This window comes from Vibrio profundi (assembly GCF_043642225.1).
Lineage (GTDB): Bacteria > Pseudomonadota > Gammaproteobacteria > Enterobacterales > Vibrionaceae > Vibrio > Vibrio profundi_A.
Map to the genome: position 1 here is coordinate 172011 of NZ_JBHZSF010000001.1, position 18069 is coordinate 190079.

Genomic DNA, 18069 nt, shown 5'->3' on the forward strand with positions numbered 1-18069 from the left:
TCAAACTAAAATGCCAAAAATTAAGAATCCGATTATTCAAACATTCCAAGTAAGAAGGACTTTTAGAAGACGTGACTCTGCCACTCCATTGCTCATTACTCATTACCAAGCATCGAGTCATCTTTGGTACTGTTCTCGTGGCTATCTAAAAACGAATACTGGTGGTTGGTGTCATCCTGCATAAAAATATAGGATTGCTTGTAAGGGGAACGCTCTGAGTCATCCGTGAATACAACAAATGACTCTATGAGCAACTTGCGACCTTCCGCTTTAAACGTAAATGTCCGCTGAGAAAAATCATTGTCCCAACGAGCGACCGCTTGAGCTAGAGGTGGTTTATCTCCCGCACTAGAAAGCATGTGAAACTCGGTTTCTCCCCATTCGCAATTTGTCGGGGAGCAACTTCCCCAAGCATTAACAAACAGCTTTTGGTCATGTTTTTGAATGTCTAGTTCGACCATGCCGTTTGTTTCTGGGTTGACGTTTTTCCATTTACCTAATGCGATTAACTCATTTGCAGAAGCGGCTTGAGATAACAGAACTAGAGCTGCCAGCGTAATGTGTTTTTTCATTGTTTTTCTTCCTCGTTGAAGTCACTTTGGTATTCCATGAATAGACCCAAGTCACGAACGCGAGTTCATAAAAAGTTTTAATTAGGCGGTTAATTGCCCCCATCTTCGCCAAATAGATAACTAAAATTCAACACATCAATATCTCAAACACGCTGCAGTTACTTAGTGAATCAATGAAGAGGAGTGCGGACATGTCCGTTTAGGATTTCCTTTCCTTCTACCTCAAGTGGTTTCACTGCTTTCAGATATCAATTTTCGTCAATATGACGAATGAACTTCGCAGGTGTCCCTCCATAAAGGCTGTCCGGTGGAACATCTGAATTGACCACTGAGTTAGCAGCAATGACAGAGCGAGCACCAATCGTCACTCCCTGATTTATGACAACATTGCTACCTATCCAAACATCATCTTCAATTAAGATCGGCTTGCAAAATGTTGCCCAGTTGCGACGTTCCAGATGATTAAGAGAGTGGCTAGCGGAATAGAATTGAGTATTTGGCCAAATTAACACGTTGTTTCCTATGCTAATCTTTGCGCCATCTAGCATCGTCACGTTCATATTGATGAATGTGCCTTCACCCATGAAAATCGTTTTACCGAACTCACAATAAAACGGAGAGCGAATAATGCTGGACGCAGGGATCTCCCCCATTAATTGATGGAGTAACTTGCTACGTTCGGTTTCATCAACAGTTTGGTTTAGCGTCAGCAATAAATTTGCGGCCGTATTGCGGATGTCATTGATGCTTTGATCGCCACCGTCAAAGTCTTTGCCTTCCATCATTTTTTCGAATTCAGTCATTTTCTTTCCTAGAACTACACAATAGGGAAACCAACAGCAGAAGCTAGCCACCTGACCCTAAGATAATCAATACGAGAAAATCTAACCCAAGCATTGCATGATCAACAGTGACATATTTTCACGAATGAATTTACTGATGGGAATATCATGTCAGAGTGACTGATTTAATTCACATGAATAAAGCCGAGAGAGTATGCGTTTCCTTATATAAAAAAGCTCTCCAAAATAGAGAGCTAAATTGAGTTTTCGAACATATCCGTTCTGGCGTTTAGACATTTTGCTTACAACGGTATCGGCTAAGCGAGTGCTTCTAACCAATTCTGAATATGTTTAGAAACAATCTGGGGCTTTTCCATCGTCGATAAGTGGCCACAATCCGGAATAACGTGAAGTGAGACCTGCTTGATGTGTTTTGCCATCAAAAGATGATTGTCGATCGGACATAGCAGGTCGTCTTTTCCGGTAACAATCAAGGTGGGTACCTGAATATCCTGAAGTAACGGCCTAGCATCAGGACGAGTCGCTAATGCTTGGGCATGAGCCTCAAACCTTTCTACGCCGACGTTATTCGCCATTTGCGTGATTCTTTGAGTCAGAGCTTGGTTCGCTAACTGGTTAGGATGAATAAGCACTGGCATTAAAATATCGGGAGTTATTGACTCGAACTCCCCTGCTTTTGCTTTATCGACTAACGCGTTTCTTTTCTCCGACACCTCTGGCTTTTCATCAGCAGAGTTTGTATCCATTAAGATTAAGCCTTTCACGCGTTCTGGTGCCTGCCTGAAAACTTCAAACGCGAGGATCCCTCCCATGGACAACCCGCCAAGAATGAAACTTTTCGGGGCGTTATCTAGTACTTTACTCGCCAAGGCTTGCATGGATGTGTCGGCTCCCAAGTCACAAGTAAAAGGAGCCACCCAATCGGGCAGCTCTTTATTGACGTCTTGAAACAACGCTTCATCACATAGCAAACCAGGTAACCATAGCAGTGGTACTTCTGGTTTCATCATTAGTTGCCTTGTAGTGTTTGTGGTTGGTCAGAACCCAATACCACGTAGGTGAAGCTCGTGCCTCTTAGGTTCTCAAGGCTGTACGATGCGCCCACAGGCACACTAAACACGTCACCAGTCGTCAACACTAGCTGAGCTTGCTCGCCATCCTTCACTAGATTAAGCAAGGTATCGCCTTCAAAGTTAATCAACACCTGCTTTTCATCACGTTGATGAACTGGAATGTTCGCACCTTCGGTTAACTCGTAAGCCATGATACTCACGTCATCAACGCTTTTAACTTGGAAGTCGTAGCTCGCAGACGGGTGACCGGTTAATGCAAATTGCTTCACGCCAGGCTTGTCAAAGTCGCTGGTGATTTCTCGGTAGTCCTTTTTCAGCGCAACGAACGGCATCATCTGTTCCGCAGTGTAAGTATCAAATTTACTCAGTTCTTCTTCGGTTAGCAGTGGCATTAGTTCTGATTCATTTGGTACGGCATCACCATCAATGGTATCAACCAGTGTACCGTCTGCTTTTAGGTACAAGCCGTAACCTTGGCTATCTTTAATCACATTCGGATGCCAAACCACGCCACCACCAGAGTTGTCGCCACCTAAAACGGAATACATAAAGCCGTAGTCACGCCCTACCACCTCAAAGCCTCTAAAAAGATTGGTAGGAATAGAGATGACATCACCATGTGATAGCACCGCTTCATGTTCACCTTCGTTGCCCCAATAGAATCTAAACTGACCTTTGAAAACCACGAACAATTCCGCGGTATGGTGTGAGTGCAGAGAGTTTTTGATTCCTGGTGGCTGGCCAGCAGCACCGATGTTAAAGCCTGCTGTTTCGCGAATATGAACATGCTGACGGCTGTTTTCAGCTACACCTGCACCGATGATGCAAAAATTATCTTTTAGATCGCTTCCCGGAGTACGCGCGTCAATGAAAGCACTAGTACCAGGAATCAGTTCCATGTAGCGCACGAGGTTATTATTAATTGTATTTTGTAGGGTCATTCTAAATTCCTTTTAACCTAACATCGCGCTTCCATTAGGTTCCGAAAGCGTGATGTTAAGTGCGTAAGCCGCTCACCGCAGCGTTATATTAATTACCTAACGGTCTTCCACCATCGACTGCAATGGTATTACCGGTTGAAAATGTCAGTAGCTCCGCAGCTGCATAAACGGCGTTGGCGACCTCTTGATCACTGGCCAATCGTTTCAGAGGAGTTGATTGCTCTTGCGCGTTGCGCCACTCATCATCTAGCCCTTTAACAAACTCGGTATCCACAAGACCCGGCGCCACAGCAAGCACTCGGATGTCCGGAGACAAAGCCCGACCTAATGAGCGAGTCATGTTTTCGACTGCCGACTTACTCGCGCAATACGCGACATTACTTCCCATGGCTGTTTGAGCCGCAATAGAAGTAATATTCACCACGCAACCTTTGGCGCTGCGAAGTAGAAGTTCGAACGAACGAACCATGGCAAATGGTGCACGAACGTTGACTCGGAAAATCTTGTCTATCAGCTCGTCATTTAAAGACTCTAAATCACTGTGTGCGACAAACTTTGTCATACCGGCGCAGTTCACTAGCAAGTCTAATGAAGCCGATAATTCCTTAACTTGTTCCGCCAATGCGCTTATCGCAGAGCTGTCTTCAACATTCAGCTGATACATGGCATGGCCAGGTCCTTCCAAACTATCCAAGATCTGTTGAGCGGCAATTTCGTTACTGTTGTAAGTGAACACAACGCGATAACCAGATTGCGCTAACTTGGCACATATGGCGGCACCAATGCCGCCACTGCCGCCTGTCACTAAGGCGAGTTTTGTCATGTTATGCCTCTACTGATTTTTCTTTGTAGCGACGCACACGAATATCCGCTTGCTCTTTATGACCAGCGAAGCCTTCTAGTGCACACAGACGTGAACAGTACTCGCCTACTTTTAGCGAAGCCGCCTCCGTAACACGTTGGTAAGTACATGTTTTAATGAATTTACCAACCCACAGACCACCTGTGTAACGTGCTGCTTTGTTGGTTGGAAGTGTATGGTTAGTACCAATACATTTATCGCCGTAAGAAACGTTGGTCTCACGGCCTAAGAACAATGCACCGTAGTTGGTCATGTTATCTAAGAAGTACTTAGGATCTTTGGTCATGACTTGAACGTGTTCAGAAGCAATATCATCGGCCGCTTCAACCATCTCTTCGTAGCTATCACATACAATCACTTGACCGTAGTTTTCCCACGCTTTGCCAGCCACTTCCGCAGTAGGAAGAATCGTTAGCTGACGCTCGATTTCTTTTATTGTCTCTTTCGCAAAAGTTTCGCTATTGGTTAGCAGTACCGCAGGGGAGTTGTAACCGTGCTCAGCCTGACCAAGTAAGTCCGCAGCCGCTAATTCCGGGTCACAGCCCTCTTCATCAGCAATCACCAATGTTTCTGTTGGGCCAGCGAACAAATCGATACCAACACGACCAAACAGTTGACGTTTTGCTTCTGCGACAAAAGCGTTACCCGGGCCAACGATCATATCTACCGGTGCAATAGTTTCTGTACCAAGCGCCATCGCACCCACCGCTTGCACGCCACCAAAACAGTAAATCTCATCCGCACCCGCCATCGCCATTGCTGCAACGATCGCCACGTTTGGTTGGCCATTAAATGGAGGAGCACAAGCAATAACACGTTTCACACCTGCAACCTTTGCAGTAAGAACACTCATGTGCGCAGACGCTACCAATGGGTACTTACCACCAGGGATGTAACAGCCAACACTGTTCACCGGTACGTTTTTGTGCCCAAGCACAACGCCAGGCATGGTTTCAACTTCAACATCGTGCATTGAATCGCGTTGGATCTGCGCAAAGTTACGAACTTGTGTTTGAGCAAATTCAATGTCGTGCTTGGTAGATTCGTCCAATGCGTCCACACATGCCTGAATTTGCTCATCTGTTAGGCGAAACTGCTCCGGAGACCAGTTATCAAATTTTTCTGAAAGCTCACGAACCGCACTGTCACCTTTCTTTTCAATATCAGAAAGAATGTTCTCAACCGTTTGACGTACTTGCGCGTTGTTTGATGCCGATGCTTCTTCAGTGATGCCGTGTTTTAGAATGCGAGCCATGCGTAATTCTCCTTGTGGCGTATGCCTAATGTTTGCTTGTTATTAGTTTCAACAGTGTTTTAATTTTGTTTTGTATGATTTTGGATACGAATGCAAAACAAACATAAACATTTTATTAACACTTAGCAAATCCATTTACCACTCAGGTAATATAAAACTAACCTTTTGATTTAATTAGCGCAAACAACAAAATCCTATTTTAAATAGAGATTTAAAGAACAAAAAACAATCAATTAATGTTGCATTGATCACATTGTTTTTACTCTTTTTTTACAACAACACGTGTTAAGTTTTGCATACCTTTGCAATGGAGAGTAAAAACACATGGATAGCTTTAAGCACATATTGAATAACGCAGAACTGCTTGGCACATTTGTCAAAACGCCGCACCCACACATCATCGAAGTGCTGTCACTAGCAGAGCTTCCTTTCATTGTCTTGGATGCAGAGCACGCACCTTTCGATAGGTCGACACTGGATAGCTGCATTCTTGCGGCTCGCGCCAATCAGCTCCCTTGCATTGTTCGAGTTCAAGATAGCCAACCATCAACCATATTGAATGCATTAGATTGCGGTGCGACTGGAATCCAAATCCCACACGTATGCAGCGCCGAGCAAGCAGAAAAGCTGGTGAAGATGTCCCATTATGGTGAAGGTGGCCGAGGCTATGCCGGCTCAAGTCGCGCCGCTAAGTACGCAACCAAACCAATGGCAAACCACCTCAAAGACAGCAAGAGCGACACCGTCGTCATTGCTCAAATTGAAGACCCAGAAGGTGTGGTAAATGCTGAATCGATTGCAAGAGTTGAAGGTATTGATGCGCTGTTCATCGGCCAAGTAGACTTAGCGGTGTCGTACGGGGCAGAAAGCGTGAATGACGAATGTGTGCGTGAAGCAAGCATTAAAATAATCAAAGCGGCTCAGCAAGTTAATAAGCCTGTCGGCATGTTTGTCGCAAATGCTCAAGCAGCTCGCAACTGGAAAGAACTAGGAGTTAGCTTCTTTTGCGTCGGTTCTGAACATAAAATGATCATCGATGGCTTTCGAAATGAGCAAGCCGTCATGAATTCATAAATTTTCTTTGTGATTTCAAATGTTACACGTATTGTAATTATTAAACTCAGCTCATTATGTATGGCGTGGTACTTAGATTTATCACGATATAAGGAGATTCACCATAAAAGCGAAAGTTACCTCAATCGACGTTGCCAGAATGCTCGGCGTTTCTCAGTCTACCGTTTCTCGGGCATTTAGCCCAACGGCGAGTATTAGTGAGAAGAAACGTAAAATGGTTATGGATGCCGCAACCAAACTTGGTTACACGCCAAACGCGATTGCTCGCAGCCTTATTTCCAACCGTTCAGGGCTAGTTGCCATCGCGCTCGATTGCGAATCAAACCCAATGTACGACTTACAATCTCGTGCACTCGCGATGGAGATTCAAAAGCGCGGCGGTCAAGTTGTACTTTGTCCAATCGACAAAGATGACTTGGATCTTGCTATCTCACGTGCGATTGAATATCAAGTTGATGGTTTGATTATCGCCACCAGCCGTCTCACCTCACGAGCGTTTGCACAATGTGAGAAATTTGGTGTGCATTTAAGCTTAATTAACCGGTATACCGAAGGCATTAACGCGAACAGCGCTGGCTTAGATAACCAACAAGCCGGCACGCAAGCCGCCGATTATTTACTCGATAAAGGCTATAAACAACTGGCTTACGTAAGTGGTGACGCTGGCTCAATGACCAGTGACAAACGTTGGTTAGGGCTCTCTGAAACAGCCAAAGCACGAGGTGCAGCTTCACCTATTTTCATTAATGCTAAATACAATTTTGAATCTGGGTTAGAAGCAGCTAAAGAGCTAATGGAGCACACTTCAAGACCTGATGCCGTGTTCTGTGCCAATGATATCTTGGCTATGGGGGTCATGGATGGACTGAGGCAGCTTGGCTGTAGCATTCCTCAAGATTTTGCAGTGATGGGAGTCGATGACATTCCAATGGCATCTTGGCCAAGCTACGACCTTACCACCATCGCTCAGCCTATCGATAAAATCGTACAAAGTGCTGTCGAAGACTTGATGCAACGAATTAACGATAACGTTGACGCTAAAGGCGAATACCTGCTCGAACCCGGAACGATTATCGAGCGTGGAAGCACCGCCAGTCACCCATAACCAGTTTGTTACCTCACAACAAACTCGCTCTAAGCCAACCGTATTTACCTCCGTGAATTTAGACTAAAAGCCCTAATTAGATATTAGGGCTTCTTTCTGTGATCCCGTTTAAAAATTCACCGGTTGATTTCAAACTTTGCTATCAAACCGCATCAATTGTTATTGACTTGTTAGCCTCATGTTTATATTTTGGATTCGTATGCAAAATTAGGATATGAAGTGCGGACAAATAACCCACTGAACAACGTGACTCAAATGAATGCACATAAAAGTCATGTGATGAACAAGGAAGAACAATGAAACGCGCAATCTTTACCTCAATCACGGCCCTCGGCTTAACGCTATCAAGCATGAATACCTTTGCAAGCAACGTCATTCGCCTAGCTCACGATAGCCAAGAAACGTCACCAGTCCACAAAGCAATGCTGCACTTTGAAAAAGAGCTAGAGTCTCGCTCTGGTGGTGAACTTGAAGTAGAAATCTACCCAGCTCGTCAACTGGGCGATGTAAGAGAAACCACAGAGCTGGTTCAGCAAGGTAACTTACAAATGACATTTGGTGCCTCTGTACTGCTTTCCCCTTACGTACCTGAATTCAACGTGCTTGATGTCTTCTACCTGTTTGAAGATGAAGCGCAAGCTCATAAAGCACTTGATAGTGACAAGATCGGCAAACCGCTGCTCACTTCAATGGAATCAAAAGGCTTTCATGGTTTAGGCTTCATGGAAGTTGGCTTCCGCAGCATCACCAATAACAAGCAACCAATCAACAGCATTGAAGATCTTAACAGTTTAAAAATTCGTTCCGCTTCTAACCCAACACAGATCAGTGCATGGAAATCGGTAGGGACTGCTCCAACACCACTTTCTTGGGGTGAGATCTTCACTTCACTACAACAAGGCTTAATCAATTCGCAAGAAAGCGCGGTTTACTCAATTTACGCTGAGCGTTTTTACGAAGCGCAAGAGTACCTATCGCTGACCAACCATATCTACACAAACTACGTGTTGTTCATGAATAAGGAGTTCTGGGACTCGCTACCAAGTGACCAACAAGCACTTATCAATGAAGTAAGCCAAGAAACTATCGCAGTTCAGCGCACTCTCGCGGCGAAACAGAACCGAGAAGTCATTAAAGAGCTTGAAGCGAAAGGTATGACAGTAAACGTCGTACCAACTGACGTGCGCGCTCAAATGAAAGATAAAATGAATGCTGCGGTTTACCAAGAACTGCGTAGCAAAACTGGTGAAGCGCTATTCGACAGTGTGATCACAGAAATAGAGCAACTCTAATTCGTCTATCACCACTGTTAACCCTTAATAGGTGCCCGTTATTGACTCAGGCTTTAAGAGCTAGCTTTGTCGCTTTACAAATAAGCCGCTTTAAAGCCTGAGATGCTGTTCATTCATTGGCATTCAATGCCCTTTTCAACACTCTTTGGAGTTATGTATGAAATGGTTTCGCCTGTTCGACCGATACTTCGAACCAACACTTATCGTACTTTCTATCTCGTTGATGACCGCGCTACTGTGTTTACAGATAGCTTTACGTTTATTCGACGCTTCAATCGCTTGGGCGGAAGAACTCGCTCGCTATCTTTTCGTTTGGGCGATGTATTTGAGCATCAGCTACTGCATTCGTGACGACCGACATATACGAATTCGCCTGTTCATTGACAAGTTACCGGGCAATTTTACGCAATACAGCTTGATCCTTTCCGACCTTATCTACTTGGCCTTTAGTTGCACTGTTGCGTGGTTTGGCTTCAAAGTGATTGGTCGCAGCTTAAAGCTAGGGCAAATTGCTCCCGCGATGGAAATCCCCATCGCATGCTTATACGCCTCTGTTCTGGTTTGCGCCGTATTAAGTGCTATTCGACTTATTGTCAGCATCAATAAGCGTGTTTCAATTATTGCTTACTCGCCAAAGTCGGTGCGGCTCACGCAACACCGCTACCGTCACTTAAAAGCAAAACATCGCACATCTAACCGTTTACTGGAGCTAAGCTTATGACCTCTGCTTTGTTATTTGGTAGTTTCGGATTACTGCTTCTTATCGGTGTTCCCGTCGGTATTGCCCTCGCAGGAGCCAGCATGCTGGCTATCTTGAGTCTGCCGTTTCTAAATATCGAATTTCTAGTACAAGGTTTGGTGACAGGCCTAGACTCTTTTCCGCTATTGGCTGTGGTGCTCTTCACATTGGCTGGAAACCTAATGAGCCAAGGCGGTATATCAAAACGCCTTTTACATGTCGCAGAAGTCTTCTTCGGTCACTTCACTGGCGGATTGGGGATTGTCGCCATCGTCGCTTGCATGTTCTTTGCTTCCATCTCTGGTACAGGTTCTGCGACCGTTGCAGCTATTGGCTTAACCATGATCCCGTCTATGGTGAAAAAAGGTTACGACCGAAGCTTTGCAGGTGCGCTTATCGCCTCTTCTGGGGGGATCGGGGTGATTATTCCGCCATCTGTTGTAATGATCGTGTATGCCATTACTGCCGAAGTCTCAGTCACCAAAATGTTCATGGCTGGCATCATTCCCGGGCTTGTCGTAGGGTTAGTACTGATCGGCTACTGCTTGATTGTGTCCAAGATTCGCGGCTACAAAGGTAACGATAAAAAAGCCACATGGAGTGAGCGACTAGCCGCACTCAAAGAAGCGATTTGGGCGATGCTGTTACCTGTCATCATTCTCGGTGGCATCTACTCTGGCGTGTTCACGCCAACTGAATCCGCTGCGATTGGTGTCTTGTACGGCTTGTTTTTCGGTATGTTCATCTACAAAGAACTGGATTATAAAAAGGTCATGAAGATCATTTTAGAGTCTTCCTTGTTGGTGGGCGCAGTACTGGTGATTGTGGGCGCCTCGGTTACCTTTGGCAGAATCCTAACACTTGAACGTCTGCCAACCGAAATCGCACAGTTCATTCTCTCTATTACGGAAAACAAACTGCTCATCTTGCTATGTATCACCGCATTACTGCTTATCGTCGGTACCTTCATGGAGACATTAGCGGCGATTGTTATCTTAACTCCAATCTTATTGCCTATCGTGACAGCATTAGGAATGGATCCGATTCACTTCGGTATCGTGATGATAGTCAACTTAGCCATAGGGTTTGTGACTCCCCCACTCGGCGCCAACCTATTTATGGCCAGCCAAGTCGGTAATGTGCCCATTGAATCATTATCGCGGGCAATTCTAGGGTGGATTGGAGCGATGCTCGTCGCCCTAATGATCATCACATTCGTGCCAGCAATTTCCTTAACCTTACCCAACCTCTTAGGTTAACCCTTAGTCACATCAAAAACAGTCAACACTTGAAGTGAGCCAATCGGCTCACTTTTTTATTGCACCACCACAATGCATACCTATCCAAAAACACACCAAGCCTTTCTCGCTCAAGATTTATACAATGTCAACCGGTTATTATCTAATCAAGGCTATCAAATGGTCTTAACATGATTCCTAACACACTATTGATACGAATATGTGTTAATTGTTAATTATATGTTGCCGTTTTATTCTCGTTTGCCAAAATGGATTCGTATGCAAAAACATATTCAAACATGGATGGAGTAAATCATGGCATCAGTTTCACTCAAGAACATAAAGAAATACTGGGACAATTTCACAGCCATTAATGACTTGTCATTAGAGATTAAAGATAAAGAGTTTCTAGTTTTGTTAGGCCCATCAGGTTGCGGTAAAACAACCACAATGCGAATGATCGCTGGCCTTGATACTCCCAGTGAAGGCGAGGTCTATATCGATGGTGAGTACGTCAACGACACTCACCCAAGAGATCGTGATATCGCAATGGTCTTCCAAAGCTACGGTTTGTACCCACAAAAAACCGTTTACGGCAACATTGCCTTCCCTCTTGAGATGCAACGTGTTCCGAAAGAAGAGCTACATGACCGCGTGATGCGTGCAGCTAAGCGTGTTGAGCTAGAACATCTACTAGACCGCAAACCAGCGACACTGTCAGGAGGACAGCGCCAACGTGTTGCGTTAGCTCGAGCGATTGTTCGTGAACCTCGTATGTTCCTAATGGATGAGCCTCTATCCAACCTAGATGCAAAATTGCGTGTTTCAATGCGTGCCCTACTAAAAAATCTACACCATGAATTTCAACGCACCACGGTATACGTAACCCACGATCAAATTGAAGCGATGACATTAGCTGACCGTGTTGCCGTTCTCTACCAAGGCAAAATCCAACAGCTTGATACCCCAAAAGAAATCTACAACAACCCAGCAAGCCTATTTGTTGCAAGCTTTATCGGCTCACCAGGCATGAACTTCATTAAAGGACAACTTGCTGATGGAACATTCTCAGGCGTGAGTTGTTCAGTGTCAGGGTTCAATAGCGAAGACAATGAGGCCGTCACCTTAGGCGTTCGCCCTGAAGATGTCTCTTTGTGCCCTGTCGATGAAAGCCATTTATACGGTGATGTCTACTCGGTAGAAATGACCGGCGAATGTACGTTGATTACCGTTCAAGTCGACGAGCACTACGTTATTTGCCGAACCGATAAGCATTGTACTGTTGGTATGGGCGACCGCGTAGGCTTCAAGTTTAACCTTGAACATACCTACCTTTTCGATAGCGAATCTGAGCAGCGCATTTATCGCGAGCAAGCAACCAGCTGTATCCAAGCCGCTTAATCACTTTAAGACCATCAAGCGATGGTTATAAACGACCACAAATTACGTAGTAAAGGATTACCAAAATGAAGAGAACATTATCACTTCTTGCCATCTGTACTGGCGCTATCTTATCTGCTCCAAGCTTTGCGGCTTGTGACCTCGGTAACACCGAAGCAAAAGGGAAAATCTCCCTGCTGTCGAACAGCTACCCTGTACTCAAGCACTTCTCAGATAAGATGAAAGAGTGCGAAACCTCCACATTACAAGTCAAAAACAAGCTAGTGGGTGGCAGTGCCGTTCAAGAACAAGCACGAATCGTACTTTCTAGCCGCCGTGGCAATTCACCTTACGACGTGATTCAAGTATCGGCTCAAAGCTATCATGAATTCCTACTTAAAGAGCAAATTCAACCCATCACAGACCTTGTTGAAAAATACTGGGACGAGTATGACCTAGCTGACATCCCGCCGAACATCTGGGAACTCGCGACGTATGACGGTGAAATTTACGCGCTACCGATTCAACTAAACATGCAAGAGTTCTTCTACCGCCAAGACCTGTTCGACAAATACAACCTAGAAGTCCCTCACACCTATCAAGAAGTGGTCACCACTGGCCAAGCTCTGCAAGAAGCTGGTATCGACTACCCACTTTCTCAGGCGATGGGTAAAGGTTGGAACTTGGCGACTGAATTCACCAACATCTACCTATCTCTTGGAGGTCAGTACTTTGATGAAGACGGTAAGCCTCTGTTTGACGGCGAAAAAGGCGTAGAAGCGGCCAATATTTTGAAATCATTGTTACCTCTGATGTCTCCGAATGCTTTGTCTCTCTCTAACGATCTAGTCATGGTTAACTTCCAGCAAGATAAAGCCGCGATGGGTAACGTATGGGCCACTCGCGCTGCAGAAATGGATAACGATCAAGTATCTAAAGTGGTGGGTAAGGTGAACTACTCTATGGCACCAACGGCGAATAAGAGCACCACCATACCGTCTACAAGTATATTCTGGGATGGATACGTATTCCCGCACCGCCTCAATGCTGACCGAGAGCTCGTTTTCAAGATCATGATGGAATCGATGAGCAAAGAAAACATGAAAGAAGGGGCAGAATTGGCATTCTTGTCTCGTCAATCAGCAAACCAAGTGGAAGGTGAACAATACCGTTACTTGGGTGCGCTTGCAGAAATGATCGAAAAAGGTGCGAAGCCTTTTCCAACCGAAGGTTACTACGGCCTAGCTCATACCGAGATCGGCAACAAACTCCCTGATGCCCTGCGTGGCAAAACCAGCATCGAAGTGGCACTGAACGAAGCTGCGCAAGGCTACTACAAAGAAGCACGAGCACAAGGTTACATTGACTAAGGAGCGGTCATGAATTTACGTAATTTCCTCGGTTTCTCAGGCCCGTCTATCGCCTCAATGTCGCTGCTGATGGCAGCGCCATTGGTGATGACGCTGTACCTGTCACTAAACCGATTTAACTTTAAAGGCGAACTTCGCTATGTGGGTTTCGAAAACTATTTAGATATCTTGCAAGACGAAGCATTCTGGTCTGCTTTTGAATTCACTTTTATCTACACAGTTTGTGTTGTGATCAGTGTTTTAGTGCTTGGCTTTATTGTTGCCCTAGCACTTAACAAACTCAGCCAGAAAATCCGTGGCTTCTTCATGGCAGCGACACTACTACCATTCGTAGTGACGCCGGTTGTTGGCACCTTGATTTTCTCTTGGCTGTTCCAAGACTTTGGTTACATCACTTACCTGTTAAATCTGGTTGGTATCCAAGTGTATTGGTTCAGCGATGTGTTTGAGTCTCGCGCTTTGATCATCCTTTACGGCATCTGGCAAGTCACACCGTTTGCAGCAATCGTGTTCTTTGCTGGCCTACAGGCGATTCCACAAGACACATTAGAGTCTTCTGTGCTCGATGGCGCTCATCAATGGGACCAAATTAAACACGTTGTCATACCGGCACTTCAGCCGCTGACTCTGTTTATCTCGATGATTTGTATCATGGATGCGTATCGCCTCTTTGACTCAGTCGCAGTAATGACAGGCGGCCTTAATGCCACAGAAACGCTGATGTATTACAACTACCGTGTCGGCATCGTGCAAGACGCCGTAGCGAAAGGCAGCGCAGTTTCAGTACTGACCATGCTAGGCATTTTCGTACTTCTGATCCCTTTCTTATACCTGACTTACAAAGAGCAAAAAGGAATTCGCGCATGAACCCAAGTAACCTAAATATTCAACGAATGATGGTGTATGGAATCATGGGCTTATGGGTTCTATTTTGTGCCTTCCCATTTTTCTGGACCATCATGACGTCCATTAAAAACCCTGTCGATGCGTTCTCCAACCCACCCGTTTGGGTGTTCGAGCCAACCGCAACCAACTACGCCAATTTATGGTTAGAGTTCGGCTTTAGTGAATTCCTGATCAACTCAGTGATCGTCACCCTTGGTGTGGTGGTGATCTCGCTGACGATAGGTTGTTTCGCGGGTTACGCCTTAGCGCGCTACCCAGGAAAGCTAGGCTTCTGGCTTCTGATGCTAGCACTGGTTTTCCGTTCACTTCCTCACACCGTGTTCCTTATCCCCTACTACGAGTTCACTCGTATGGTTGGGCTCTATGACACGCACATTGTATTGATCCTTGTACTGGTTGCGATTAACCAACCCTTCACCATTTGGATGATGCGTTCGTTCTTTATGAACATCCCTAAAGAGCTAGAAGAATCGGCAATGATGGATGGTTGTAACCAGTTCCAGGCCTTTGCCAAAGCCATCGTCCCTGTGATGTGGCCGGGCATTATCACCACTGGTTTGTTCACTTTCTTGTTGGCGTATAACGAGTTCTTGATTCCACTTACGCTTACCGCCACCAACGCCGCGACCATGCCGGTTGCCATATCTCAGTTTGGTGCAGATGACATTAAATACTGGTCAATGACAGCGGCAGGCGCCGTTTCTATCACACTACCCATTGTCGCGTTGATCATTTTCTTCCAGAAGAAGATCGTATCAGGCTTGGTTGCCGGCGCAGTTAAAGGATAAAAGGAGAATACCAATGACACATACATGCGAACGTCCAAACACACAGCAATCAACAACGTCAGCAGCTCGCCCAGAACAAGGTGTGCTAACCAACGATAATGACCTGACCAAAACAGACGAAACACTGCACGTTATTGACTCAATGGTTGACGGCCTTAACGACCACGACATCGACAATATGGGTCGCTTCTTCGCAGAAAGCTTCCGCTGGATGGGCAATGCGGGCTGTGGTTTCAAAGACAACCTCAAAGAGTTTCAAGAAAACTGGCAACACCCTTTCCAAGCGGCCTTTTCAGAAAAAGTGTGTATTGATGAAGCGCGCTTAACTCAAGGTGAGTGGTGTGCGGCGTTTGGTCGTCAAGAAGCGATTCACTCGGGTCCTTTTATGGGCATCGAGCCAACAGGTAAAAAGGTCATTATTCGCTATATGGACTTCTGGAAAGTAGCTGACGGAAAAATCGTCGACAACTACGTGATGGTGGATTTCCCAGCGGTAATGGCTCAACTAGGCGTCGATGCGTTCTCTGGTCACGGCTGGGAGAATAAGGATTCTAAGAGCAATCCTCTTTACCAAGCGCGCTAGAGGTAATTCATGTCCTGCTCTGATAATAAAGAGCGCATTCGTGCGCTCAATCAAGCGATGTATGATTTCGAACCAGCCAACATTGAAGCGCAACTGAACGACTTAATCAGTGATACTGCGACGCTGCAATATGGCTACCCGTTCGAAACACTCGCAACCAAACAATCAGTATTTACCCATCTTTATCAGCCCCTATTGCAAGCGATTCCTGACTTGGAAAAACGCACTTATATCGAAATGGGAGGCAAAGCCAATGGTGGAGACTGGGTGGGATGCGCTGGCTATTACACCGGCAGTTTTATGGAACCTTGGCTTGATATCCCCCCAACCGGACATCAAGTCTCGATGCGCTTTCATGAGTTCTACCGCTTTGAAAATGGAAAAGTGGTCGAAGTCCAAGCGCTGTGGGATATCCCTGAACTGATGATGCAAGCTAATGCGTGGCCAATGTCACCGAGCCTTGGTCGTGAATGGCACCCGCCCGCACCGGCAAAATTAGACGGTATCGTTGGACAGACTGATGCGTTAAGAGCGGATGCGAGTTTGACCGTGGTTGGCGAAATGCTAAACGGCCTATCCAAACACGCTCAAGGAGGAGTAGACGCCATGAATCTTGAATCGTTTTGGCACCCTAAAATGAGTTGGTATGGTCCTTCTGGTATTGGTACAGGCCGTGGGATATCTGGATTTAGAAACTGGCATCAAATTCCTTTCTTAAATGCTCTGCCCGATAGGCGAACCAAAGAAGGTAATGGCTACTTGTTTGCTGATAATAATTACGTTGCCTTTACCGCGTGGCCAGGAATGGAGATGACCGTATCAGGCAGCGGTTGGCTAGGTATTGCGCCATCTAATCAAAACATCACGATGCGAAGCCTAGATTTTTGGCGCGTTGAAGACGGCAAAATTCGTGAAAACTGGGTGTTGGTCGACCTGCTCGACGTCTACCACCAGCTCGGCGTCGATGTATTGGCACGAATGAAAGAGCTCAACAAAGCACGTTACCGTCAGTTTGACAAATAAACACACCATAAAATGAGCGAGTCAGGTATTCACTTAGGCTCGCAACGAGAAAATACAATCAAGGATAGAACAATGACGATGACTGGATTTGATCCAAAATGGCAAAATTTTCCCGACTACATATTAGGTATTACCAAAGAGATCTGGGAAGATCGTGGCTTACACACTCTGCATGATTATTACTCTGAAGACATCGTAGTAAGAACGCCTCAAGGCATCTCTATCGGCAACAAAGACGTGATCAACGCGACCTTAGCTGTGCTTGCACAATTTCCAGACAGAACGCTGTTTGGCGAGGATGTTATTTGGAGCGGTACACCTGAGCAAGGCATGCTGTCGTCACATCGCATCATTTCTACCGCAACCGACAAAGAGACCGGCACTAAGCTCAAGTTTAGAATCATTGCAGACTGTCACGCCATCAATAACCAAATCAACGATGAATGGCTAATTCGAGATCAAGGCTCTATTGCAAGGCAGTTAGGCTATACCCCAAAAGCTTATACGCTACACTTAATAGAACAAAGCGGTGGCATCGAAAAGTGCCAGCCCGTGTTTACGTCTGAATTAGACCAACAAGGCCCTTACTTAGGTGTTGGTAATGACAACCAATGGGGACGTAAGTACGAAGACATCTTACAAGCGATCATGAACGCTCAACTGAGTGTTATTCCACGCGAGTATGACCGCGCTTGTATCGGTGAATACGCCGGTGGCCAATCTGCCCTTTCACATTCTGAAATCGATCACTTTTGGGTGCAATTACGCTCAGCTTTCCCAAATGCCGAGTTTAAAATTCACCACCGTATAGGCCTTGAAGATGACATGATGTCACCACGAGCCGCTATCCGTTGGTCCCTTCAAGGTAAACATGAAGGCTATGGCGCCTTTGGTCAACCAACAGGTGCAGAGGTTTACATCATGGGAGCGTGCCATGCTGAGTTCGGGCCTTGGGGGCTGCGTCGTGAATACGTACTTTACGACGAGCTAGCGATATGGAAGCAAATAATCCAACACACCGGTTAAGGCGTCATTAGAAATTCGAAAGAATTATGTCTTTGAACC

Annotated in this window: 18 protein-coding genes; 12 read left to right on the forward strand and 6 right to left on the reverse strand. The window is 45.7% G+C overall.

From position 1 onward, the window contains the following. Positions 1–95: 95 nt before the first annotated feature. The 6 genes from ACHUFI_RS00865 to hisD form a co-directional block, all read right to left on the reverse strand. On the reverse strand, positions 96–572 hold the full coding sequence (locus ACHUFI_RS00865) for a hypothetical protein (protein WP_394246223.1): 477 nt from the start codon (positions 570–572) through the stop codon (positions 96–98). A 248-nt stretch (positions 573–820) separates the two neighbouring features. Next, entirely contained in the window at positions 821–1375 is a 555-nt protein-coding gene (locus ACHUFI_RS00870; protein WP_394246224.1) for a sugar O-acetyltransferase, read from the reverse strand. A 296-nt stretch (positions 1376–1671) separates the two neighbouring features. Further along, positions 1672–2385 (reverse strand): alpha/beta fold hydrolase, encoded by a 714-nt coding sequence (locus ACHUFI_RS00875; RefSeq protein WP_394246226.1) that lies wholly within the window; start codon positions 2383–2385, stop codon positions 1672–1674. Then, positions 2385–3389, reverse strand: a complete 1005-nt coding sequence (locus ACHUFI_RS00880; RefSeq protein ID WP_394246228.1) for a cupin domain-containing protein — start codon at positions 3387–3389, stop codon at positions 2385–2387. Before ACHUFI_RS00880 ends, ACHUFI_RS00875 begins: the two co-directional genes overlap by 1 nt. 88 nt (positions 3390–3477) lie before the next feature. Then, the gene (locus tag ACHUFI_RS00885) at positions 3478–4212 is read right to left on the reverse strand and encodes an SDR family NAD(P)-dependent oxidoreductase (RefSeq protein WP_394246229.1); all 735 of its coding nucleotides are present in this window, start codon (positions 4210–4212) and stop codon (positions 3478–3480) included. Between the two features lies 1 nt (position 4213). After that, on the reverse strand, positions 4214–5506 hold the full coding sequence (gene hisD / locus ACHUFI_RS00890; protein ID WP_394246230.1) for a histidinol dehydrogenase: 1293 nt from the start codon (positions 5504–5506) through the stop codon (positions 4214–4216). Between the two features lie 324 nt (positions 5507–5830). On the opposite strand from hisD, the gene ACHUFI_RS00895 reads away from it, so the two are divergent. The 12 genes from ACHUFI_RS00895 to ACHUFI_RS00950 all read left to right on the forward strand — a co-directional run bounded on the left by ACHUFI_RS00895 (position 5831) and on the right by ACHUFI_RS00950 (position 18030). Further along, positions 5831–6580: an HpcH/HpaI aldolase family protein gene (locus ACHUFI_RS00895; RefSeq protein WP_394246231.1), complete on the forward strand. Its 750-nt coding sequence runs from the start codon at positions 5831–5833 to the stop codon at positions 6578–6580. A gap of 139 nt (positions 6581–6719) precedes the next feature. Continuing rightward, positions 6720–7685, forward strand: a complete 966-nt coding sequence (locus ACHUFI_RS00900) for a LacI family DNA-binding transcriptional regulator (RefSeq protein ID WP_394246232.1) — start codon at positions 6720–6722, stop codon at positions 7683–7685. 296 nt (positions 7686–7981) lie between these two features. Then, entirely contained in the window at positions 7982–8977 is a 996-nt protein-coding gene (locus tag ACHUFI_RS00905) for a TRAP transporter substrate-binding protein (RefSeq protein ID WP_394246233.1), read from the forward strand. Positions 8978–9134: 157 nt separating this feature from the next. Next, the gene (locus ACHUFI_RS00910) at positions 9135–9698 is read left to right on the forward strand and encodes a TRAP transporter small permease (RefSeq protein WP_394246234.1); all 564 of its coding nucleotides are present in this window, start codon (positions 9135–9137) and stop codon (positions 9696–9698) included. Continuing rightward, entirely contained in the window at positions 9695–10975 is a 1281-nt protein-coding gene (locus ACHUFI_RS00915) for a TRAP transporter large permease (protein WP_394246236.1), read from the forward strand. The genes ACHUFI_RS00910 and ACHUFI_RS00915 overlap by 4 nt, the downstream gene beginning before the upstream one ends. 294 nt (positions 10976–11269) lie before the next feature. Beyond that, a complete protein-coding gene (locus ACHUFI_RS00920; RefSeq protein ID WP_394246237.1) occupies positions 11270–12355 on the forward strand; it encodes an ABC transporter ATP-binding protein in 1086 nt (361 codons plus the stop codon). Positions 12356–12420: 65 nt separating this feature from the next. Next, positions 12421–13704 carry an ABC transporter substrate-binding protein gene (locus ACHUFI_RS00925; protein WP_394246239.1) on the forward strand — a complete coding sequence of 428 codons (1284 nt, stop codon included), beginning with the start codon at positions 12421–12423 and terminating at the stop codon, positions 13702–13704. 9 nt (positions 13705–13713) lie between these two features. Further along, positions 13714–14571, forward strand: a complete 858-nt coding sequence (locus tag ACHUFI_RS00930) for a carbohydrate ABC transporter permease (RefSeq protein ID WP_394246240.1) — start codon at positions 13714–13716, stop codon at positions 14569–14571. Further along, positions 14568–15398, forward strand: coding sequence for a carbohydrate ABC transporter permease (locus ACHUFI_RS00935; RefSeq protein WP_050487292.1), 831 nt, complete (start codon positions 14568–14570; stop codon positions 15396–15398). The genes ACHUFI_RS00930 and ACHUFI_RS00935 overlap by 4 nt, the downstream gene beginning before the upstream one ends. A gap of 13 nt (positions 15399–15411) precedes the next feature. Beyond that, positions 15412–15981 carry an ester cyclase gene (locus ACHUFI_RS00940; protein ID WP_394246242.1) on the forward strand — a complete coding sequence of 190 codons (570 nt, stop codon included), beginning with the start codon at positions 15412–15414 and terminating at the stop codon, positions 15979–15981. Positions 15982–15990: 9 nt separating this feature from the next. After that, complete coding sequence (locus ACHUFI_RS00945) at positions 15991–17004, forward strand: ester cyclase (RefSeq protein WP_394246244.1); 1014 nt, start codon at positions 15991–15993, stop codon at positions 17002–17004. Positions 17005–17076: 72 nt separating this feature from the next. After that, positions 17077–18030, forward strand: a complete 954-nt coding sequence (locus tag ACHUFI_RS00950) for a nuclear transport factor 2 family protein (RefSeq protein WP_394246246.1) — start codon at positions 17077–17079, stop codon at positions 18028–18030. The last annotated feature ends 39 nt before the right edge of the window (positions 18031–18069 follow it).